24 protein-coding genes are annotated in these 20,831 nt (G+C 48.6%); 13 read left to right on the forward strand and 11 right to left on the reverse strand.

All coding sequences use genetic code 11. From position 1 onward, the window contains the following. Position 1: 1 nt before the first annotated feature. Positions 2-1,981, reverse strand: a complete 1,980-nt coding sequence (locus tag Q1A04_RS08615) for an OmpA family protein (protein WP_299704042.1) — start codon at positions 1,979-1,981, stop codon at positions 2-4. A gap of 535 nt (positions 1,982-2,516) precedes the next feature. Between Q1A04_RS08615 and yihA the strand changes: the two genes are divergently transcribed. The 4 genes from yihA to Q1A04_RS08635 all read left to right on the forward strand — a co-directional run bounded on the left by yihA (position 2,517) and on the right by Q1A04_RS08635 (position 4,485). Next, a complete protein-coding gene (gene yihA / locus Q1A04_RS08620; RefSeq protein ID WP_299704044.1) occupies positions 2,517-3,119 on the forward strand; it encodes a ribosome biogenesis GTP-binding protein YihA/YsxC in 603 nt (200 codons plus the stop codon). A 72-nt stretch (positions 3,120-3,191) separates the two neighbouring features. Next, a complete protein-coding gene (locus Q1A04_RS08625; protein WP_299704046.1) occupies positions 3,192-3,590 on the forward strand; it encodes an energy transducer TonB in 399 nt (132 codons plus the stop codon). Between the two features lie 22 nt (positions 3,591-3,612). Beyond that, entirely contained in the window at positions 3,613-4,092 is a 480-nt protein-coding gene (locus Q1A04_RS08630; protein ID WP_299704049.1) for a DUF5606 domain-containing protein, read from the forward strand. 84 nt (positions 4,093-4,176) lie between these two features. Then, positions 4,177-4,485: a hypothetical protein gene (locus tag Q1A04_RS08635; RefSeq protein WP_299704052.1), complete on the forward strand. Its 309-nt coding sequence runs from the start codon at positions 4,177-4,179 to the stop codon at positions 4,483-4,485. On the opposite strand, the gene fbp is transcribed toward Q1A04_RS08635, so the two are convergent. Next, entirely contained in the window at positions 4,482-5,507 is a 1,026-nt protein-coding gene (gene fbp / locus Q1A04_RS08640; protein ID WP_299704055.1) for a class 1 fructose-bisphosphatase, read from the reverse strand. The two genes, Q1A04_RS08635 and fbp, sit on opposite strands and share 4 nt — an antisense overlap. 92 nt (positions 5,508-5,599) lie before the next feature. Between fbp and Q1A04_RS08645 the strand changes: the two genes are divergently transcribed. From Q1A04_RS08645 to Q1A04_RS08660, 4 genes are all read left to right on the forward strand, one after another. Beyond that, positions 5,600-6,865, forward strand: a complete 1,266-nt coding sequence (locus Q1A04_RS08645) for an aspartate kinase (RefSeq protein WP_299704058.1) — start codon at positions 5,600-5,602, stop codon at positions 6,863-6,865. 281 nt (positions 6,866-7,146) lie between these two features. Then, positions 7,147-7,920 (forward strand): enoyl-CoA hydratase-related protein, encoded by a 774-nt coding sequence (locus tag Q1A04_RS08650; RefSeq protein WP_299704061.1) that lies wholly within the window; start codon positions 7,147-7,149, stop codon positions 7,918-7,920. A 372-nt stretch (positions 7,921-8,292) separates the two neighbouring features. Further along, positions 8,293-8,757 carry a Fur family transcriptional regulator gene (locus Q1A04_RS08655; protein ID WP_299704063.1) on the forward strand — a complete coding sequence of 155 codons (465 nt, stop codon included), beginning with the start codon at positions 8,293-8,295 and terminating at the stop codon, positions 8,755-8,757. 32 nt (positions 8,758-8,789) lie between these two features. Beyond that, a complete protein-coding gene (locus Q1A04_RS08660; RefSeq protein WP_299704066.1) occupies positions 8,790-9,419 on the forward strand; it encodes a peroxiredoxin in 630 nt (209 codons plus the stop codon). Between the two features lie 66 nt (positions 9,420-9,485). Here the strand turns inward: Q1A04_RS08660 and Q1A04_RS08665 are convergent, their stop codons facing one another. After that, entirely contained in the window at positions 9,486-10,106 is a 621-nt protein-coding gene (locus Q1A04_RS08665; protein ID WP_299704069.1) for an HAD family hydrolase, read from the reverse strand. Positions 10,107-10,281: 175 nt separating this feature from the next. Beyond that, on the reverse strand, positions 10,282-11,175 hold the full coding sequence (locus Q1A04_RS08670; RefSeq protein WP_366943837.1) for a ClpXP adapter SpxH family protein: 894 nt from the start codon (positions 11,173-11,175) through the stop codon (positions 10,282-10,284). Positions 11,176-11,312: 137 nt separating this feature from the next. Here Q1A04_RS08670 and Q1A04_RS08675 point away from each other — a divergent pair, with 137 nt between their 5' ends. After that, the gene (locus Q1A04_RS08675; protein WP_299704073.1) at positions 11,313-11,627 is read left to right on the forward strand and encodes a helix-turn-helix domain-containing protein; all 315 of its coding nucleotides are present in this window, start codon (positions 11,313-11,315) and stop codon (positions 11,625-11,627) included. Positions 11,628-11,631: 4 nt separating this feature from the next. Here Q1A04_RS08675 and crcB read toward each other — a convergent pair whose 3' ends face one another. The 6 genes from crcB to Q1A04_RS08705 form a co-directional block, all read right to left on the reverse strand. Then, on the reverse strand, positions 11,632-12,003 hold the full coding sequence (crcB, locus tag Q1A04_RS08680; RefSeq protein ID WP_299704075.1) for a fluoride efflux transporter CrcB: 372 nt from the start codon (positions 12,001-12,003) through the stop codon (positions 11,632-11,634). A 40-nt stretch (positions 12,004-12,043) separates the two neighbouring features. Then, positions 12,044-12,670, reverse strand: coding sequence for a class I SAM-dependent methyltransferase (locus Q1A04_RS08685; RefSeq protein ID WP_299704078.1), 627 nt, complete (start codon positions 12,668-12,670; stop codon positions 12,044-12,046). Further along, a complete protein-coding gene (locus Q1A04_RS08690) occupies positions 12,667-13,149 on the reverse strand; it encodes a GNAT family N-acetyltransferase (RefSeq protein ID WP_299704081.1) in 483 nt (160 codons plus the stop codon). Before Q1A04_RS08690 ends, Q1A04_RS08685 begins: the two co-directional genes overlap by 4 nt. 8 nt (positions 13,150-13,157) lie before the next feature. Next, on the reverse strand, positions 13,158-13,802 hold the full coding sequence (locus Q1A04_RS08695) for a trimeric intracellular cation channel family protein (protein WP_299704084.1): 645 nt from the start codon (positions 13,800-13,802) through the stop codon (positions 13,158-13,160). A gap of 329 nt (positions 13,803-14,131) precedes the next feature. Beyond that, on the reverse strand, positions 14,132-14,371 hold the full coding sequence (locus tag Q1A04_RS08700) for a hypothetical protein (protein ID WP_299704087.1): 240 nt from the start codon (positions 14,369-14,371) through the stop codon (positions 14,132-14,134). Positions 14,372-14,418: 47 nt separating this feature from the next. Beyond that, on the reverse strand, positions 14,419-15,822 hold the full coding sequence (locus Q1A04_RS08705; protein ID WP_299704090.1) for a leucine-rich repeat domain-containing protein: 1,404 nt from the start codon (positions 15,820-15,822) through the stop codon (positions 14,419-14,421). 329 nt (positions 15,823-16,151) lie between these two features. Between Q1A04_RS08705 and Q1A04_RS08710 the strand changes: the two genes are divergently transcribed. The 3 genes from Q1A04_RS08710 (at position 16,152) to Q1A04_RS08720 (ending at position 19,511) form a co-directional block, all read left to right on the forward strand. Further along, positions 16,152-17,390 (forward strand): glycosyltransferase N-terminal domain-containing protein, encoded by a 1,239-nt coding sequence (locus Q1A04_RS08710; protein ID WP_299704093.1) that lies wholly within the window; start codon positions 16,152-16,154, stop codon positions 17,388-17,390. A gap of 5 nt (positions 17,391-17,395) precedes the next feature. Then, entirely contained in the window at positions 17,396-18,319 is a 924-nt protein-coding gene (rsgA, locus tag Q1A04_RS08715) for a ribosome small subunit-dependent GTPase A (protein ID WP_299704096.1), read from the forward strand. Positions 18,320-18,809: 490 nt separating this feature from the next. Beyond that, positions 18,810-19,511, forward strand: coding sequence for an SDR family oxidoreductase (locus tag Q1A04_RS08720; RefSeq protein WP_299704099.1), 702 nt, complete (start codon positions 18,810-18,812; stop codon positions 19,509-19,511). On the opposite strand, the gene Q1A04_RS08725 is transcribed toward Q1A04_RS08720, so the two are convergent. Continuing rightward, positions 19,512-20,144 carry a fasciclin domain-containing protein gene (locus tag Q1A04_RS08725; RefSeq protein ID WP_299704102.1) on the reverse strand — a complete coding sequence of 211 codons (633 nt, stop codon included), beginning with the start codon at positions 20,142-20,144 and terminating at the stop codon, positions 19,512-19,514. A gap of 189 nt (positions 20,145-20,333) precedes the next feature. On the opposite strand from Q1A04_RS08725, the gene Q1A04_RS08730 reads away from it, so the two are divergent. Beyond that, positions 20,334-20,792: a peptidylprolyl isomerase gene (locus Q1A04_RS08730; RefSeq protein WP_299704105.1), complete on the forward strand. Its 459-nt coding sequence runs from the start codon at positions 20,334-20,336 to the stop codon at positions 20,790-20,792. Positions 20,793-20,831 lie beyond the last annotated feature (39 nt).

A 20,831-nucleotide genomic window follows, 5' to 3' on the forward strand; every position in this document is an offset into this window, starting at 1 on the left:
GTTAGTTGTTCGGTGTTTCTTGGTTCTGATCTTGTCTTGGGATCACCTTAAACTCTGTTCTTCTGTTGAGCTGCATGTTAGCAGCAGAGTTGTTAGTGGCCACCGGACGACGCTCGCCGTAGCTTACAGTTACCAGTCTACGTGCAGAGATGCCCTGCTGTACCAAGTAATCGAATGCTGCGTTGGCGCGGTTATCACCAAGTGTCATGTTGTACTCGTCGCTTGCTCGAGAGTCAGTGTGACCTTCGATGCTCAGGTTAACACCTGGGTTAGCCTTCATGAAAGCGGCTACGGCATCCAGTTCACGGATAGACTCGGCACGCAGTTCGTACTTGTCAGTGTCGTAGTAGATGTTTTTCAGCTCAGCAGCAGCGATAACGTCGGCAGGAGCACCCACACGCGTAGAGTCGCCGAAGTCGATGTAGAAGTTCTGCTCAAAAGAAGTCGTATCGTTCAGCGACATTGGCATTTCGAACGCCTCAGTTGCAATCACTTCACCGTCTTTCGCAATCTCTACTTGGTAAGTACGACCAGAAAGAACATTCAATTCATAAGTACCGTCTTCCTGCTTGGTCACGTCACGGTAAGAGATTGGACGCTTGTCAGCCTGCTGGCCACTGAATACCAGTTCCAGACCAGGGATTGCCAAGCTATCGTTCTTAGCGTACACATGGCCAGTCACACGGGCAGTACGGATATAGTTGATCGTGTAGATATCCTTTTCGCCGTAACCACCGATGCGGTAAGAAGACAGGTAAGCATAGCTTCCGTCTGGGCTCAAGCGATAGTAAGTATCATCATCTGGCGTATTTACCGGGTAGCCCAAGTTCTCAGGACGGCCCCATCTTCTAGCCACGGAGTCATACTTGGCAGCGAAGATGTCGTAACCACCCATTGTGCTGTGACCACGAGAAGCGAAGTAAAGCGTTCCGTCAGTAGACAGGTATGGGCTATCGTCGTCAAACTTGGTGTTGACAGTAGTTCCCATGCTTCTTGGCTTGCCCCACTCACCATTGCGCTGGCGCTGCGACACATAGATGTCTAGGTCACCGTCTTCAGAGTAGTGGCTAGTAGAGAAGTAAAGTGTCTGGTTGTCTGGTGTCACAAAGGCATCAGATTCAAAGTCAGCAGTGTTGATGTTAGAACCAATGCTCTTGGCTTCGCCCCAGCTTCCGTCAGCCTGACGCTCAGCGTACATGATGTCACCGTTGTTTACAGAACGGTAAAGCAGCATCTTGGTGTCGTTATCAAAAAGCTGGATAGAAGCATCGTGGCCAGTGCTTTTCAGGTTGCCCGCGATAGATCGAGGCTGCTCCCATTCTTCACCGCTAACACGGCGTGTCTCATAGATGTCTTCGAAGTACTCACCGTCGCTTGCCTTAGCGCCTTGTGGGGCACCGCCGGCACTGCGTGAAGTAAAAAGCAGGTAGTTGTCGTCAGACGAAATTACAGGGCTGTGCTCCGAAAACTCTGTGTTTACTGTACCACCTAGGTTTTTCACGAAGATATCCTTCGGGTTGGCATACTCCTTCTGTGCGTTGCGGCTCTGCTGGATCAGCATGGCCACCTCTTCACGGCGGTAGTCGTCGCGTCTGCGGATGTTCGGGATGTAAGCTTGGTAGTGCTTAATGGCGTCGTCGAAACGGTAGTTGATGTGGCTGATACGGCCCATCCAGTACTCGATGTCGCGGTCTACGTTCGGCTTAACAGACTGGGCTTTGTTAATGTATTGTGCCGCCTTCTCTTTATCGAAGGTCATGTAGCTGATGCCCGCGAAGTACAGCGCATCAGCGTTGTTAGGGTCATTGGCTAACACCTGCTCGTAGTATGGCAGGGCTGCTCGGTAATTTTCACGGTCAAAAAATTTGTTTCCAGTCCGGATCAGTTTTCTGTTGCTCTGCGCGTCGGCAGTGTAAGCTCCGACACATGTCAGGGCTAGCAGCAGCGAAAACCGCGAAAATAATTTGGCTAAATTATTCATGCTGTAAAGGGTTTGTTATACTTTATGGTTTGTTTGGAAAAAACGATTTATATGCTCTTTAAAAGGAGGCTCTTTTCGGTAAACGCATACGTCAACTGTTATCGCACGTTTCTGTTTACATTAAATATATTTTTATTATTGCGTCACCCCTTCTTTCACCTTCCTTCTGCCAACAACCTTTTCCCTTACGCACAGCCGCATTAATAGATTCAGTAATTCATATTTTTATATACATACACATGAAGTCGAATCAATACCAGAAAGCAAATATATAAAAATTTACATATAAAACTATGTTGCAATCCAGAATATTTTGTAGGACTCACCGGCTTAGTACTTGCAGCAGCAGGTTTTTGCTCACCAACCGGGCAAGTCCATCGCAAAACATGTTTGGAAAATTAGTAGTAAATTTGGAGATATTGGTGTGCGCCTCTTCTAGTCAGTTTGATTTGAGATGACATACTCTTCTATTATATAATACAAGCTCTAAGCTAAGGCCGCTTTGGTTTTTCTTGGGGCATCAGCTATAAGCAGCATGAACATTAAAGAAGCTAAGTTTTTAATAAGCAATACCCGGGTAGACCTCTGCCCGGAAGCCAACAAGCCGGAGTATGCCTTCATCGGTCGCTCCAATGTGGGCAAATCCTCCCTGATCAACATGCTGACCGAGCAAAAGGGGTTGGCCAAAACTTCGCAGTCGCCGGGCAAGACGCAACTCATCAATCATTTCCTTATAAACAATGAGTGGTACCTGGTCGACTTGCCGGGATATGGTTATGCCAAGGTAAGCAAGGAGTCGCGGGAACAGTGGCGCAAGATGATCAACTACTACATGCAGAAGCGTGAAAACCTGACCTGCGTGTTTGTGCTCATCGACTCGCGCCACGAGCCCATGCAGGTAGATCTGGACTTTATAGACTATTTAGGCAAACTTGGCGTTCCTTTTGTACTGGTATTCACCAAAGCGGACAAGCAATCGGCTACTAAGACGGACTCAACCATAGCCGCCTTTGCCCGTAAGATGCAGGAAACTTGGGATGAGCTCCCCCGCATGTTCAAAACCTCGGCAGAAAAAAGAACAGGCCGTGACGAGATCCTCAACTTTATAGAAGAGGTAAACGCACAGGTACAATACTGATCTGGGTAAGGGCAAGCGATTTAGGATAGTCTCCCGGGTGGACGCACACTTTAACTTAAATTCTTTACCCTTATGAAAACTAGATTCTCATTTTTGTTTATTTTATTTGCCTTTATGACCTTTGCCGCCGCCGCTCAGACAGCCAGCGCCAAAGAGGAAAAGGAATTCTGGATACCTTCCAAGTCTATACCTGTGGCGGAGTACTATGCCGGCGGACAGGAGGCCATGTATAAGTTCATCGACAAGCAGCTGAAATACCCGGCCATGGCACGCAAAAACCGTGTGCAAGGCGAGTGCATCATCAGCTTCACGCTGAACGAGGACGGATCTACCTCAGGCTTCAAAGTCCTGAAAAATGCAGGCGCAGGCACCGGTGAGGAGGCGCTGCGCATTGCCAAAATGCTGAAATTCAAGGCACCCGGCCCCGGCTTCGGCATGATGGCCAGTGTGCCGATAAATTTTAAACTATAACCAACAGTTTTTATACCTGATTATGCCTATTGATTTAAGACAAGTTGCAGCCATTGCCGGCATGAGCGGACTTTACCGCATTGTGAAGCCTACACGCAATGGTGTGATCGTTGAAAGCCTTTCGGACAAGCCTACCCGCATGGTAGCGCAGGCCCGTCACCGTATGTCGCTTCTCGATGAGATCTCGATCTATACCAACGACGAAGAGGCAACTGTGCCACTGGCCGAGGTGATGGACCGCATTCACCAGAAATACAACGGCGAACTGCCATTTGGTGACAAGCCGTCTGATGATGAGCTGAAGAGCTTTATGTCCGATGTGCTCCCAGATTACGATGAAGACCGCGTATACGTGTCAGACATGAAGAAGCTGGCCAACTGGTACACCATCGTGAGCAAGCACTTGGAGTTCACTTCAGGCGAAGAAGCCGTTTCTGAAGAGAAAGCTGAAGAAGGCAAAGAAGAAAAAGCCGAATCAAAGGCGAAGAAAGCCAAGAAGTAATCAGACATGCCTGAATAAAAAAAGCCCTCTGGCAAAGAGGGCTTTTTTTTATCGCTTATCCCTAGTATTTAGCCTATCTAGCTTATGACTTACCCTCCTGCCCTACTCACAAGTGCCGCCCGGCAGCTGCAGCGTGTGTTCGAGGCTGACCACGAACTCGCCTCTGAGGAGGAAGAGCTTATCCACCAAGTGGCCCGCATGGTGCAGTACCTGTTGCGCCACAACCTCAACCAATTGCTACACATCCTATACCGCATCGATGTGGAGGAGCGCAAAGTAAAACAGGCTATGCTTGCGGCCTCCGAAGAAGAGGTAGCTGAAAACATAGCCCGTTTAATTGTAGAGCGTGAACTGCTAAAAGCGCAGATCCGCTTCAGGTATAGTCAAAATTAGTTCGCCTGCACGGCTTCTGCCGATTTCACCGAAGCCTTCATAAACTCCTCTACTTTATCCACCATATCAGAAGAACCGATAATAAGCGGGGAGCGCTGGTGCAGTTCAGTTGGCTCCACCTCCATGATGCGGCGTGAGCCGTCCGAGGCTTTACCTCCTGCCTGTTCAGCTATAAAGGCCAGTGAGTTACACTCGTACAAAAGACGCAGTTTGCCGTTCGGAGCCTTGGCAGTGGCCGGATAAATGTATACGCCGCCTTTGATCAGATTGCGATGAAAGTCTGATACCAGTGAACCAATGTAACGACCTGAGTAACCATTCTCTTTACAATAGCTCAGGTAGTTTTTAATGCCCTCCGGGAAGCTGTTGTAGCCACCTTCGTTGCATGAATAAATGGTGCCAGTCTTTGGCGTGGTCATATTCGGGTGTGACAGAAAGAACTCACCCAGCGATGGCTCATACGTAAAGCCATTCACACCGTGGCCAGTCGTATACACCAGCATGGTAGAGGAGCCGTACACCACATAGCCGGCAGCTACCTGATGTGTACCGTTCTGCATGCAGTCTTCCATGGTACCCTCCGTGCCCACTTCAGACAAGCGGCGGTAAATAGAGAAGATCGTCCCGATCGAAACGTTCACGTCGATATTAGAAGAACCATCGAGTGGATCGATGGCTACAATATATTTGCCCTTGTTGTTACCAGTATGAATGATTTCGTCTTCCTCCTCCGAGATGATCGTGCATACCTCGCCGCCATTACGAAGGGCGCGTATAAAGCGGATGTTGGCGATCACATCGAGTTTCTGCTGATCTTCCCCCTGCACGTTTTGCTGACCGTATGCTCCGGTCACGTCAATCAGTCCGGCACGGTTGATTTCTCGGTTTACGATTTTGGCAGCCAAGGCTATATCGCGCAGCAATTGCGATAACTCTCCAGTAGCAAAATGGAAATCTTCCTGTTTCCGCATGATAAACCTGTCAAGGGTGGTACCGACAGGAAGCGCTAGTTTGTCGTTCATTATGGTGAAGTTTAAATATATAGCTACAAAAATATGATATTTTGAAACATAACCGAAGGATACTTACATTTACGACGTAAGCATAGAATTTGATGAAAGTATTTAAGTTTGGCGGCGCCTCCGTAAAAGACGCCAGTGCATTGCGAAATCTGGCTCAAATTGTTGCCACACAGGGCGGAAAACAGGAATTACTGCTGGTCGTGTCGGCCATGGGCAAAACGACCAATGCGCTGGAGCAGGTATACGGCCTCGCCTTTACCGGGCAAGATTTTAGCACGGCTCTTGATGAGAGCCGCCAGTACCATCTGTCTATTGTAAATGAGCTTTTTCCGAAACGGGAACACCCTGTATACGAGCGCCTCGAACATCTGTTTTCGCAATTACAGCAACAGCTCCAGTCTATTCAGTCACGGCCTCATACCCAGTATGACCGCAACTACGACCAAGTGGTCAGTTTCGGAGAGTTAATATCCTCTGTTATAGTGCATTATTTTTTACGGGAGCAAGGTATAGCCAGTGCTTGGGTGGATAGCCGAAAATATATCCAGACCGATAATACTTGGCGTGAGGCCCGCGTGGACTGGGCTTGGACGGAACGGGTGATCAAACGGGATTTGCCCGACCTGCTGCAGGAACAAATCATCGTGACGCAGGGATTTCTAGGGGGTACGAACAACGGCCTTGCCACCACCCTTGGCCGCGAAGGCTCCGACTTCAGCGCCGCCATTTTCGCCTATTCCCTCGACGCCGAGGGCCTCTACATCTGGAAAGACGTAGCCGGCCTTCTCAACGCTGACCCGAAGCGCTTCGCTCATACTGTGCGCTACCGCGAACTCGACTATCAGGAAACAGTGGAAATGGCTTATTACGGCGCTTCGGTCATTCACCCGAAGACGATTAAGCCGCTGGCGAACAAGTCAATCCCGCTTTATGTGAAGTCATTTCTGGACCCAACGGCCGAAGGCACCAAGATCTGCGACTGTCGTTTCGAGAAGCTAAGTCCGGCTTATATCGTGAAGGACAACCAATGCCTCGTGTCGTTCAGTGCTAAGGATTTCACCTTTATCAGCGAGAAGAATCTGGGTACGATCTTCAATGCCCTATCAGAGTTGCGTCTCAAGATCAACCTAATGCAGAACTCAGCCATCTCGTTTTCAATCTGTACTGATTATAATGAAAAGCGTCTTAAGCAACTGATCGAAACCCTGCAGGACCAGTTCAGCATCCACTACAATACCGAGTTGCAGCTTTTCACTATCAAAAATTACGACAACGAAAGCATACAGGAGATCACTAAAGACAAGGAGGTGCTGCTGGAACAGCGTACTAGAACGACATTTCAGGTGGTGTGTAGATAACTTTCCTCAATGGGCTGTTAAGTTCTATTTTATACCATCAAGTCAATGCTAGCCATGGTGATATCTAGACTCTCCCCTTGAGGACAAGTGAGAACGGGAGTTCGAAACTTGCGAGCGTAGCTCTTAGAGGGGTGTTGTCATTTTGCAAAAGGCTTATCTTAGTAGTTATACACTCCTATAATCCCCTCAAGGGGATAGTTTCCTCTTAAGCCTAACATCTCTGCCCTTTTCCCGATTCCTCTAAAAGCCGTAACTTAGTCCGAAACTAATACGACTAAACTATGGAATTTATACTTGTTACTCCTCAAGCCCGTCCGCATGTGGCCCTTATCCAACTCAACCGACCGAAAGAGCTTAACGCCCTGAACCTGCAACTGATGGGCGAAATGCGGGACGCTCTGAAAGAGCTGGATGATAATGACGATGTGCGTGCCATCATCATTACTGGCAACGAACGTGCCTTCGCCGCCGGAGCCGACATCAAACAAATGGCTGGCAAAACAGCTATCGACATGCTCAACATTGACCAGTTCTCTACTTGGGATCAAATCCGCAAAACCAAGAAACCAATCATCGCGGCCGTTTCAGGCTTTGCGCTGGGTGGTGGCTGCGAACTGGCCATGACATGTGATATGATTGTGGCGTCGGAAACAGCTCAGTTTGGTCAACCCGAAATTAAGATCGGGGTAATGCCGGGTGCGGGCGGCACGCAACGCCTGACCAAAGCCATCGGTAAAGCCAAAGCCATGGAAATGGTGCTGACCGGTAAGTTTATGAGCGCCGACGAAGCGGAGAAGCATGGCCTGATCAACCGTGTGGTGCCAGTAGAGCTATACCTAGAAGAAGCCTTTAAACTAGCCGGTGAAGTCGCCCAAATGTCTCCGGTAGCTGCTAAACTCGCTAAAGAATCCGTGAACCGCTCTTTCGAAACTAACCTCGACGAAGGCCTGCACTTCGAGCGCAAAAACTTCTACCTCTGCTTCGCCTCCGAAGACCAGACCGAAGGTATGAATGCCTTTGTGGAGAAGCGTAAGCCGGAGTTTAAGGGAAGATAAAAAGAGTTCTGAGTCTCGAGTTCTGAATTCTGAGTTGTACCTATTCTGTCATTTCGAATGCACTGAGAAATCTAAAGTACTGCGATTCTTTATCCATATTTCTTGCCCTCGCTCTCGTTCCGCGGGCGAGGGCTAAGTAGTCTTCAGTATGAGCGCCATTAGATAGATGCCAGATTTCTCATTGCATTCGAAATGACAGTTAACGCTAACCTCTCACGTTTTCGCTTACTGACTCAGAACTCGAGACTCAGAACTCTTACCCTAGAAGTTCCCCCGTTCACGAACAACTTTTGACGCTTCACTTTTAATTCTTAACAAGAAGCCATACCTTTGCGGAACTATTCCTAGTTAAGAATCATTCTTATCTGCAGTATGCAACACCTGACCCGAGACGAAATACGACAAAGCCTGACAACGTGCGGCCTGAAGGCTACGCATCAGCGCATTGTTGTGCTCGAAGCGGTGGCAGAGTTGCATGGGTCACACCCTACAGCGGAGGATATTTTCCAGCGGCTGCGACCGGCTAACCCAACGATTTCGCTGGGTACGGTTTACAAAACGCTGGATACCTTTACCGAAACAGGTATGCTGCGGCGGGTAGTGTCAGAAGGGGGCAGTAAGCGTTACGACTCAAACACGATGACGCACAGCCACATCTACTGCAGCAAGACCAAGGAGATCGTTGATTTTGAAGATGAAGAACTAGAGCAGTTGCTGCTCAAATTCTTCAGCGAGCGAAAGCTTGAGAACTTCGAGATCAAAGGCTTTTCGGTGCAGCTGACAGGTTGCAAGGTGGAGCCCGACAAAAAGATTAGCATTACAAGAGTTTCTAAATAGATTTTTTCAAAACCCAATAAAAACAAAACAAAATGGCAGTATTAGTAGGTAAAAAAGCACCTTCTTTCAAAGCTACAGCAGTAGTAAATGGCGAGTTCGTAGAAGACTTTTCTCTTGACCAGTACATCGGCAAGAAGCACGTAGTTTTCTATTTTTACCCTATGGACTTCACTTTCGTTTGCCCTACCGAGATCATCGCGTTCCAGGACAGAATGGAAGAGTTCGAGCGTAAGAATGTTGCCGTAGTGGGTTGCTCTACCGACACGCATTTTTCTCACTTCGCATGGTTGAACACGCCACGAAACCAAGGTGGTATCGAGGGCGTTGAGTATCCGCTGGTAGCTGATGCTACGAAGACGATCGCTACGAACTTCGACGTGCTGGCTGGTCACTACGACTACAACGAAGAAGGCGAAATGACTTTCGTAGGCGACCCAGTTGCTTACCGCGGTCTGTTCCTGATCGACAAAGAAGGTGTAGTTCGTCACCAAGTTGTAAACGACATGCCACTTGGCCGTTCTATCGACGAGACACTTCGCATGGTGGATGCCCTGCAGTATTTCGAAGAGAAAGGCGAAGTTTGCCCAGCCAACTGGTCTGAAGGCAAAGAAGCCATGAGCGCTACAAAAGAAGGCGTATCGAACTACCTTGCAAAGCACTAAGCATTGAATAGCTTGAAGCATAGAAAAGCCCCGGCAGTAGCTGGGGCTTTTTGTTTTTAGGGCAAGTTAAAGCCGCACTAACTTTCCATCATCCTTCACCAGCCAAGCTCTGTCTGCTTCATCCAGAATATTCTCTTTGTTGTCGGAATAGGCTTCCACTATCCTGTAAGGCTTTCCATTGAAGTGTTTGTCGAGACGCTTAATCTTTTCCTCGTCCTTACAGGCTTTGCCTTCCACGATGTAAGTTTCACCGTCATACATGGTTTGCGTACCGAAATACAAATCTACAGGGTATAGTTCAAAAAGCGGCTTCACGTATACCTCCAACGCTCCTGTGGCACAAATCACCTGCACGCCTTCCTGCTTATACTTGTCCAGTTTGGCTTTTATTTCTTTGTTAAACTCGTTGGGGTACTCTTGCTGCCAAAACTCCCAAGCATATTGCTCTACCTGCTCGGGCGGGATGTTATTGAGATAGTTAAAGAAGTTTTCCTTGAACTCGGTCATCCGAATCTGGTGTATTTTGAGGAGCACTTTGTAGTACACCATCTGGAAGTAATAGGCTAGTTTGTGCGGCTTCTTTTTGCTGATGAACTTGAAAAATTCCTCTTTGGAGCTCTTGGTATAGAAAGTGCCGTTCAGGTCGAATACCACAACCTTTATTTCATTTTGCTCTTTATCCGCCATAGTCTTAGCTAAATTTATACCTGCCGTGGCAGGTATGGAGTTTACGGAAATCAGCCAAACAGGGCTATACCTTTTGCAGAAGCAGCGGTAGCAGCAGGATTATACCTGCCAACATAAAAGCGCAAAGCCCCTACACTTGCAGGGGCTTTGCGCTTTCACACTTCAACCAAACCGCTTACTGTTTCATCCACAATGCGCCGTTCTTAGAAGCGTACTTCCCGATCTTGCCTTCTGCGTGCAGTTCTCGTAGGTATGCATCCGCCTCAGCAGTATTCATACCTGCGATCACGGCATACTCCTTGGTTGTAAGGGTGCTGTACTTGCCAAAGAGTGAGGTATAGGCTTTATCGTACTCTTGCTTTCTCGCCTCTGGATACAGCTGGAGCAGCCCCTGTTTGTACTGTTCGTAAGGGCGGGAGCCGTATACCAGTACGCGGTTATCTTGTTCGTCAGTCACGAAGATGGTTGGGAAACCCCGTACGCCTAACTGACGAGCCAGCAAAAGATCCTCCTGAAACAGCGTGACTGCTTTTCCTTCGAAATCAGCTTTGAACTGCACTACATCCAAACCAGTTTGCTCGGCTGCAAGCGCTAGGTTTTCCCAACGGGCTATGCTCTTCTTTTCCAGAAAGACCATCTCCTTGATTCTCCTTAGAAACTTCACGGCTTTGGCCTCGCTCTGCAATTGGGCCGCTTTAAAGGCGATGGAAGGCGGATATGATGACAGCAGCGGGTCTTCCAGCCACAGGTCGCCGTCGATGGGCATTTCGTAATAGGCGCCGGCTTCTTCCCAGTGCTTGGCTACGCTGACAGGCCCGTTCACGTCGCGACCGCCATAGGTTTCCCAGCTTTGCAACAGGCCTCCCATGCGGTACTCTATTTCAAAGTAGAATCCGTATTCCAGCGCTAGTTTCTTTAGTTGTGGATCGATGCCCCAGCAAGAGGAGCAGATCGGGTCGGTAAAGTACAGCACCTTGATAGGTTTCTGGGCCGCAGCCATGTTAGTATCTTCTGAGCTTTGCTGTGTCACCGGAATTTCACAAACGCCGGACTCTATATCGCAATGCATTGGTTTTGTCTCCATGGTCTTCTAATTTTCGTTAAACTTTGTAAATGCAGGCCTGTTAGCCTTACCTATCAGTTCTGATTGAATTACCTTTACAAAGGTCGGCCTATATTTCAGGAGAGTCAATTAGTCAAGAAAACATGACTACCAACAATTTACCACAGCAGGAGCCGAGCTGTCCGGCGGAGGAAATCTTAAAGCAGTTATCAGGGAAATGGAAGCCGCAGATTTTCAGATTGGCTTTGGATGGACCGGTACGTTTTAATAGTCTGCTGCGTCAGTTGCCGGGCTCCAACAAGCAATCGGTGGCCACAGCGCTGAAAGAAATGGAGGAGGCGGATATTCTGGTGAAAACCTTGGTACAGGAAAAGCCGCTGCACATCGAGTATACCCTGTCGCAAAGAGGACTGGCGATGGTTTCGGTCTTCAGAAGCATGGAAGGCTTGCTAAGCTAGCCTGCTACAACAGCTTTGCCAAGCCTATACCTGCAAAAGTAGCCAGTAGGCCCAGCAGCACGCTTGCCAGTATGTACAGCATGGCTTGCCCATACTGCGCTGTCTGCAGCATGTGAACCGACTCCAGCGAGAAAGCGGAGAAAGTAGTAAATCCGCCCAGCACACCAGTCACCAGAAAAAGGCGCCACTCATCACCTAAGGTGCTTTTAGAGAGCAAGGCAAAGAGCAGTCCCATTAAAAAACAGCCGATCAGGTTAACGCCCAACGTCCCGAACGGGAAAGCAATAGTCGCGCGGGTTTGGATGAACAGGGTGAGCAGGTAGCGCAGTATGCCGCCTATGAAACTCCCCACTCCTATGGCTAAAAGTATTTTCATCGGGTTGAGCTTGGTTCTGAAAGCATAAAAGTAGGGCTTTCTATACCTTCTGCAAAAGAATGGTTAGGATTCGGGGTACACCTGATTTGTCGTTCTCGTCGAAAAACTCGTTCAGGTCGACCAATTGAAGGCCGTGCTGTTTGGCTGTCTGCACAAACTCGGATATGTGGTGGGTATAGCATTCGACTTCCTGCCGCCCCTCTTCGGTAGTGAAGCGGGCTTTGGTACCGGTATACTGCTTGAAAGGATGCAGTTCGCCAATGTATACATGGCCTCCGGTTTTCAGTGCATCTGCCGTCTGCTCAAAAATAAAATCCAAGTTTTGGATATGCTCCAGCACTAAACTGAAGGTAACGAGATCATAAACCTGCGTGGTAAAGTTCCACGGTTTGGTGATATCGGCTTGTTGGAAGGCTACTTTATTCGAGTTCACTTTCTTTCGGGCCCGCCCCAGCATGGCGGCAGACAGGTCTACAGCCAAGAGATGCATGGCCCTGCGCACCAGCCATTCTGTGTTTTTGCCTGTGCCGCAGCCTATCTCTAAACAAGTATCGAAAGACATGTGGGCCAGTGTGGCGCGGATGGCTACGGCTTCTAGGTCGCGGGTTCGGTTCTTGTTGGTGTCGTACTGCGCGGCCCAACTGTTATAGGCTTGTTCTACGGTCATAGGTCTTTCAGCATCCAGATGTTGCAGGCATAGTGGCCCGAGTTACCCATTGCATGCGGTATGGGCCTGAAGCCTGCTTTCTCATACATCGATACGGCTTTGGCCAGCTCAGGGAACGACTCCAAGTATAGTTGTTTGTAACCCAGCTTCCGGGCGGCCACAATACTTTGCTGCATCAGTTGGTTGCCAATCCCCTTGCCCCTAGCATCGGCGGAAAGGTAGAATTTCACCAGCTCCGCACAGCCCGCTGGCAGGCCTTCGGTTGGGTATACGCCGCAGCCGCCCAAGATGGTGCCGTTTTCTTCGGCCACAAAGTAGGCGCTGGCAGGCTGCTGAAACAGCTCGTACAAGGCGTTGGTGGTCGGGTCGGTATACACCGTGCCGGGCTTGTCTATCTTAAACTCTCGGAAAACCTGCCGGATTAAAGTAGCCAGCGGCTCGTTGTCGGAGGGCTGTATGGGGCGGATGGTGATGGGCATGCTAGGTATTATGATTTGTCGGGTTCGTCACTTTCTTCAGGTTTCACTGGACTCAGCAAGGGCAAATGGATTTTAAACTTCTCTGCCACGACGCGTACCAGTATCACGATAGAGGCGGCCATTAGTTCGGTTACGCTCGGCGGGAGGTTAAGCTGCGTACACAAAAAGTAAATGAGTCCACCCGCCACACAGGCAAGCGCATAAATATTCCGGCGCAAGAGCAGCGGCACTTCGTTTAAGAGCACATCCCGGATAAGACCACCAACGGAGCCTGTGATGGTGCCCATGACAATTGCCACCCAGAAAGGCAGCCCCGCCTCCAGACTCTTGCTGATACCCACCACCGTGAACAGCCCTAATCCAATGGCATCGAATAGAAACAAGGTGCCCGCCAGCCTGAAGATTCTGTCTTGGAACAGCAAGGCCGCCAAGAGCGCAACGCCTGTGGTCAAAAAGTAAGTGCCATCCAATATCCAGAAAGGCGTGACGCCGAGAAGCAGATCTCGGGTAGTACCCCCACCAATGGCCGTGACCAGCCCAATGATATAAGCCCCAAACCAGTCAATGTTCTTACCCGAAGCCAGCCGGATACCGCTTATGGCAAACGCAAAGGTTCCAGTTAGGTCGATGGCGGTGATGATGAGTCCTTCCAAAAATTCCTTTAGTTGATGTTGAACGCGTGAAGATAAGCAAAGCCGCTATTAGCTTATTTTTTTATTGGGGTTCTGCCTGTTGTTGAATAGAGCTAGAATATAGATAGTATCTTTTTGCTGCTTATAAAGAATGGTGGTATGGCGGTGCAGCAAAAAGCCCCTGATGTCTTTGTCGGGGTTTCCCAAAGTTCCTATTTGTGGATATTGGGTGAGTAGTTCCAGAAACTTAAATAGTCTGTAAGTAAATGTCTACGCAGTTTTTTCTCCGAATTCACTCTGTAAATAATTTTGTAGCTCGGCTAGTTGCTGGCTTGCCCGCTTGTTCCAGACTATTTGAGCCATTTAGCGTTTCTTCGTTTCATTTCCTCATGCGATACCCAAGCCGACGCATCGTTGATTTCACGCTCACTTGCTAACACCTCCTGCTTTTGCTCGTCCGTTAAGCCATCCCACAAGCTACCCGCTTTGTTATCTTTCCTGCTCGAAAGAATCATGAAGATATCCTCTAATAATTGCTCATCAGTAGTGGTATCAATCAGTTTATGCAAATCATCCTTTATAGCCGCCATATCTTAACTTTTTGAAAATATACGAAGAAATCCAGTTCGTTATGCTGTTATAGGGTTACTTCCTTTTCACTCCTTGTCTGATAACTGATATTACAGTTTGGCAGCCATTTCTTTAAATTTTCTTTATCTACTTGAGTTAGGTTGTCGTCGTCAATTCGCATTGTTTTTAACTTAGTCAACTCGGCAATCTTGGGCGAAATATACTTTATTGGGTTGTTCCAAATTTCAAGTTTCTCTAGATTTTTCAAATCAGAAATGTTGTCTGGGATACTATCTATTTCGTTGTCAAATATTAAAAACTCTTTTAAGTTTCCAAGGTGCTCTGTTTCAGAAGAGATGCTGCTAATCTTGTTAGAATATAAGTCAAGCGTTTCTAGCTTATCAAGTCTTTCGTCAATGAATGAAAAGTCAGTAAATTGATTATCATTTAAGGATAGCCAAGTTATATTAGGCAAAGTTTTCAATTGATTAGGAAATGCTGTCAATTCATTACGGGCAAGGTCAAAATGTTCTAAACTATCAAGTTGAGATAGGTCACATTTGATTTCTTTAATTCTGGTTGCTGCAAAGGAGACACTTTTAAGTCTTTTTAGTCGTGTAAGGTTACAAGGAAACTCACTAATAGGATTTACTGCCATTATTAAGTCTTCGAGCGTACCTATTTCGAAAATTTGCTCTGGAATGTCATTGAAGCCGTTTCCTGTTAATATTGCTCTATAAATGCCAAGGCTTCCAAGCCCATCAGGCAGGGAAATCAAGTCTTTACTCTGAAGCCAAAGATATTTCCCTCTACTATCTGCTACTATAGGCGAATACTCACTCTTATAAACACTTTTTTTCGTGTTTGAGGAGATTTCATTGCACAATGATGTCATCACTTCCTTCACAGCTGTGCTCTCCTCCCCTTTAACCTGGAAAAGCCAGCTCTTTACTTTGCTGTCATTTAGTATACAGTCAATTTCAAAATTGGGCTCCCAATCAATATTTCGATAATCAACTATTGAATTGTCGGTGAATGCAAAGCGAATTGTGCTCGGAATATCCTCTACTTTGGTTGATGTTATTATAATTCCATTGTCAGGTATTTCTATGGTCTTTTTCCAAAATTTTGTCTCGGGCAGCTCAGGATACCCTTCAATTCCAAAAATAATTCCTGCTTGTCCTTTAAACTCCTTTTGAAACACGATGTAATTGTGTTCTTGCCAGCTCATATAGGTCACAAAGGCCAAAACCAAATAGGCAGTGGTTAATATCGCTTGAATTGCGCTATAAACCCTTTTATTCCTTATTAATTTGAGAATTAGGTAGTCAACTAGGTATATAAGCAGGCCAATACCAATAAGGTAAATACCGACAAAGAAAAAGTGGCTAAAAGTTAGCACACCTAACAGTCCGAGAATGACTGTCAGAAGTCCTATGACTTTTAGTGGTGAGTTTACTAGTCGTTTCACTGTCAAATATTAAAATGTGCTAAAAATTGAGCGAAAATATATTCATGCTTTTGCTCCTAATGCCAATCGGCTAAAAATGGCGCCCATACATTCAACTTACCAAATATACCACATCCCACCAACCCCACAAGCATTCCCGCCTCTTTCATAAAGCAACACCTCCTTTACCACTATCCCTACAGAATACCCTATATTTGCAGCGTGAAGACAATTCCCCAACCTCACAGTGTTTACAAAACCTGTGAGTGTCTCGTGAAAGGCCTTTGCTACGAAGCACCAATACACTAACAGGTCTGGAAGACACTGTAAGGTCATAGCCAGAATTACATTTGAAATTACTCTACGACATCGGACTGAAAGCTTACCAGGCAGCTATTGCGGTGGCGGCGCCTTTTCACCAGAAGGCGAAGCTGATGCAGGAAGGGCGTGCGGGGCAGTTTGAACGGATGGAACAGCTTCAGGGCAACACGGCTCCGGTGGTGTGGTTTCATTGCGCCTCGCTGGGGGAGTTTGAGCAAGGGCGGCCTGTGATTGAGGCATTTCGGGAAGAGTTTCCAAGGTATAAGGTGGTGCTGACGTTCTTCTCCCCTTCAGGTTACGAGGTGCGAAAAAACTACGCGGGTGCCGACTACATCTTCTACCTGCCACTCGACAGCCACCACAACGCCAACCGTTTTCTGGACATCGTAAAGCCGAAGCTGGCGGTATTTGTGAAGTACGAGTTCTGGCACTACTACCTGCGGGCGATGCAGGAGCGGGCTATACCTGTACTGTCCATTTCGGCTATTTTCCGATCTGACCAAGTCTTTTTCAAACCCTACGGTGGCTTCAACCGCAGCATGCTTCAGCGCTTCACGCACATCTATACCCAAAACGAGGCTTCGCTGAAGCTCCTGCAAGGTATAGGTATACTCAAATCTAGTATCGCCGGCGACACCCGCTTCGACCGTGTGCTGCAGACGGCTGCCAGCGTAAAGGTTATACCTGTGGTGGAGGCTTTTGCGCAGGGCAAGGAGGTGTTTATGGTCGGCAGTAGCTGGCCTGCGGATATCGAGGTGCTGTTGCCGCTGATTCAGAAGCACCGACAAGGTATACAGTTCATCATCGCGCCACACGAGATTCACGAAAGCGGTATCAGTCAGCTCATGCAACAGCTCGGCGAAGGTGTGGTGCGCTTTTCGCAGGCCACAGAGGCGGACGCAGGCAGGTATAACGTGCTGGTGATTGACAACATCGGTATGCTTTCGTCACTCTACAGCTACGGCACTTATGCTTACATTGGCGGGGCTTTCGGCAAGGGGCTGCACAACACGCTGGAGGCTGCCGTGTTTGGACTGCCGCTGTTCTTCGGGCCAAAGTTCGACAAGTTTCAGGAGGCGAAAGATTTGGTACAACTGGGTTGTGCTTTCCCGATAAACAATGCGGAAGAGTTGCTGCAGGCTTTTGAGCGGGTACACACCACACCGGGACTGCGCCAAGGTATAACCGACAAAGAAAAAACTTACGTACACGAACAGGCGGGTGCCACAGCTAAAATCATGGCTGACGTGCGCCAGTTGTTGAAATAAAACGAATGAAAGGAGTTGTAGTAAAATCGACGGGGTCGTGGTATCTGGTGCGTGATGCGGAGGGCAAGCTGCACCGGGCCCGTCTGCGCGGTAAGTTCAAGCTTAAAGGCATGAAGGTGAGCAATCCGCTGGCCGTCGGCGACCGTGTGGAGTTCGACGTGGAAACTACCGGCGAGGACACGGCAGTGATTCACAAAATCGAAGACCGCGAAAACTACATCATCCGCAAATCCACCCACAAGGCAGAGCACGCCCACATCATCGCCGCTAACCTCGACCAAGCCCTGCTCATCGCCACACTGGTTTCGCCGCGTACCTCTTTCGGTTTCATCGACCGTTTTTTGGTGACGGCCGAGGCCTATGGTATACCTACCGTCATCGTCTACAACAAAACCGATCTCTACGATGAGGACATGCAGGAGTACCAACGGCAGATCGATTACCTGTATGAACGAATTGGCTATAAGGTCATGGCCGTATCAGCGCATACCAACGAAGGTATAGACGAACTCAAAAACCTGCTTCACGGCAAGACATCCCTTTTCTCAGGCCACTCGGGTGTAGGCAAATCAACGCTCATCAACCTGATCGTGCCCGACCTCGACCTGAAAACCTCCGAAATCTCGGGCTTCTCCGACAAAGGCGTGCACACCACCACCTTCGCCGAGATGTTCGAGATCGACCCCGATACTTTCATCATCGATACGCCCGGCATCAAAGAACTCGGCATCGTCGACATCCCCAAGCAGGAGCTCGGCCACTTCTTCCCCGAAATGCGCGAGCGCCTCAACCAGTGCCGCTTCAACAACTGCACCCACTTCAACGAACCCGGCTGCGCGGTGGTAGATGCCATGCGCAAAAATGAGATTGCACTGACAAGGTATGAAAGCTACCTGAGCATGCTGCAGGGGGAGGATAATCGGAAGTAAGAGTTGGGGAGTTTGGAACGATTGCCATCCCCCTACCCCTTTCAAAGGGGGATTTTTCTGTAACTACCATTCCTAAGGTATTAGCACTGTCGCTTTTTTACAAACCACACAAACCACTGGTACGCATTGCCAAGTAACTCTCAGCACCCAAAGCAGCAAGTAGCTGTGCCAAGTGCGCAGCCGACGATTTTTTGTTTGAGCGGTCAGCGAGTTCAAAATCGTCTTGATTTTTTTGCTTACTTTTTTCTTTATCGAGGGCCCCTACCCCCATCAAGGAAAAAAGTGAGTGCCCGCCGCACAGGTGAAGCTATAAGACAAAGCAAGTTGCCAAGCATAAGACCCCCAGTTACGCCAGTTACAAACTGACCTCATATCCAACCACAAGTTGCGCTAACGCTAAACCTGTGGTATGAAACGGATACATTAGGTATAGGTAAAACTTCACTAACCTCACCACGTTACAAAACACAAACCACTGTCTAACAACACTATGAAAATCGAAAACGCAAACATCCTCATTACAGGCGGCACACTCGGCATCGGCCATGCCACCGCCAAACTACTCATTGAGCACGGTGCCAACGTCGCTATTACGGGCCGCGACGAAAAGCGCACCCACAAAGCTGCACGGGAACTCGGCGCAATGCCCATCACGGCTGATGTGGCCAATCCGGAAGATGTGAAGCGCACTTTTAAAACCTTTATGAACGAGTATGGACGGCTCGATGTGCTGATTAACAATGCGGGCATCGGAGTGAGCAAGAGGCTGGAGGATGTTAGTCTGGAGGATTTTCAGCAGGTATACAGCGTGAATGTGTTTGGAGCCGCCATGATGGGAAAGCGGGCGGCGGAGATCTTTAAAAAACAAAACTACGGCAACATCATCAACATTGGCTCTTCTGCCGCCGTGAAGGGTTATGAAGGAGGCTCCGTTTACGCTTCGTCCAAGTTCGCGCTGCGGGGCATGACACAGTGCTGGCAGGCCGAACTGCGCCCTTACAATGTGCGGGTCATGCTGCTTAACCCCAGCGAGGTAACCACTGCCTTTGGCAGAGAGGAACGAACGGAGCGGGACAATCAGCCGAACAAGCTACGCGGCGATGAAATCGCTCGCGCCATAAAAGGAGCACTTGAGCTTGATGACCGGGGCTTTATAACGGAGATGGCTGTGTGGGCGACTAACCCATTCTAGCTATTCTTCCTCGATCGGCACGAGCACCTTGTTAATGGTATGAAGCACGCCATTGCGACTCATTGCGTCTGAGTCCTCTATCATGGCACCGCCAACTCTTGTCTGTCCCTCGCGCTTATATACCTTAAGCTGTTGGTCGGCAGCCGTTTTTAGGATGGCGCCATCCTGCAGGTCTTCTGTCGTTAGTTTACCGGCTATGATGTGGTTATTCAGTATCTGCTGGAGCTTTTCCTGATTTTCAGTCTTCCTCAGATCCTCGAGCGTACCGCTTGGTAGGGCGTCGAAAGCTTCATTGGAAGGCGCAAGCACGGTGTAGGGGCCCGTGCCACTCAGGTTTTTAACCATGTTAGCCGACCGCATCAGCGAGGTAAAGGTGCTCAGGTCATCATTGAGGTCGGCATTATCGATGATGGTGCGCTTCGAAACCAGTGAGGCCTCGTCGCTCCCCGGTATATCCCGGGAAGTGCTGGCCTGTGGGGCAACTGGTGCCTCTGTTTGCAGATTATCTGTGGTTTCACCTAATTCAACTGCTTCTGTATCTGTCTGACTCCTATCGTTACCGGACTGATCGCATGCAGCCGTAAGAAAGCTGAAGAGGACCATAACCGCTACTATTTTTGGTATTCGGCTCATATGTGGTAGTATGCTGGCTTCTTGTAAAAGATTTTGATGTCGCGCTATAGTACAATTACTCGTTTAAGCCGCTTCAAGTTTTCACAAATATCAAACCAACCGTCTCCCGGAGATCCATACATGGCCTCTGAATTATATTTTGCGTACTTTTGTAGCTGACAATGTTTTACCATTCAAATAAATGAAATTATGAAAACCGCAGAAATCCATACCGGCAAAGGAGTGATGAAAGTAGAGTTCTATGAGAAAGACGCTCCGAAGACGGTAGAAAATTTTATAAAGCTTGCCAAGGATGGCTTTTACGATGGCCTTACTTTCCACCGTGTTATTCCTGATTTTGTGATACAAGGCGGTTGCCCTAACTCACGCGAAGGCGCCAAAGGCGTGCCGGGCACAGGCGGACCGGGCTACAAGATCGACTGTGAGCTGACAGGCGAGAACCAGTTCCATGACCGTGGTGTGTTGAGCATGGCGCATGCCGGCCGTAACACGGGCGGCTCACAGTTCTTCATCGTGCACAGCCGCAAAAACACCGCCCACCTCGACCGCAACCATACCTGCTTCGGCAAAGTGGTGGAAGGCGTGGACGTGATCGACCAGATCCGTGCCAATGACAGGATCGAGAAGATCGTTGTGAACGAAGAATAGTCTGCCAACCAAGGTATACCAAATAGAAAGGCCGCACGC

The sequence above is a fragment of the uncultured Pontibacter sp. genome (genome assembly GCF_947499215.1).
Classification (GTDB): domain Bacteria; phylum Bacteroidota; class Bacteroidia; order Cytophagales; family Hymenobacteraceae; genus Pontibacter.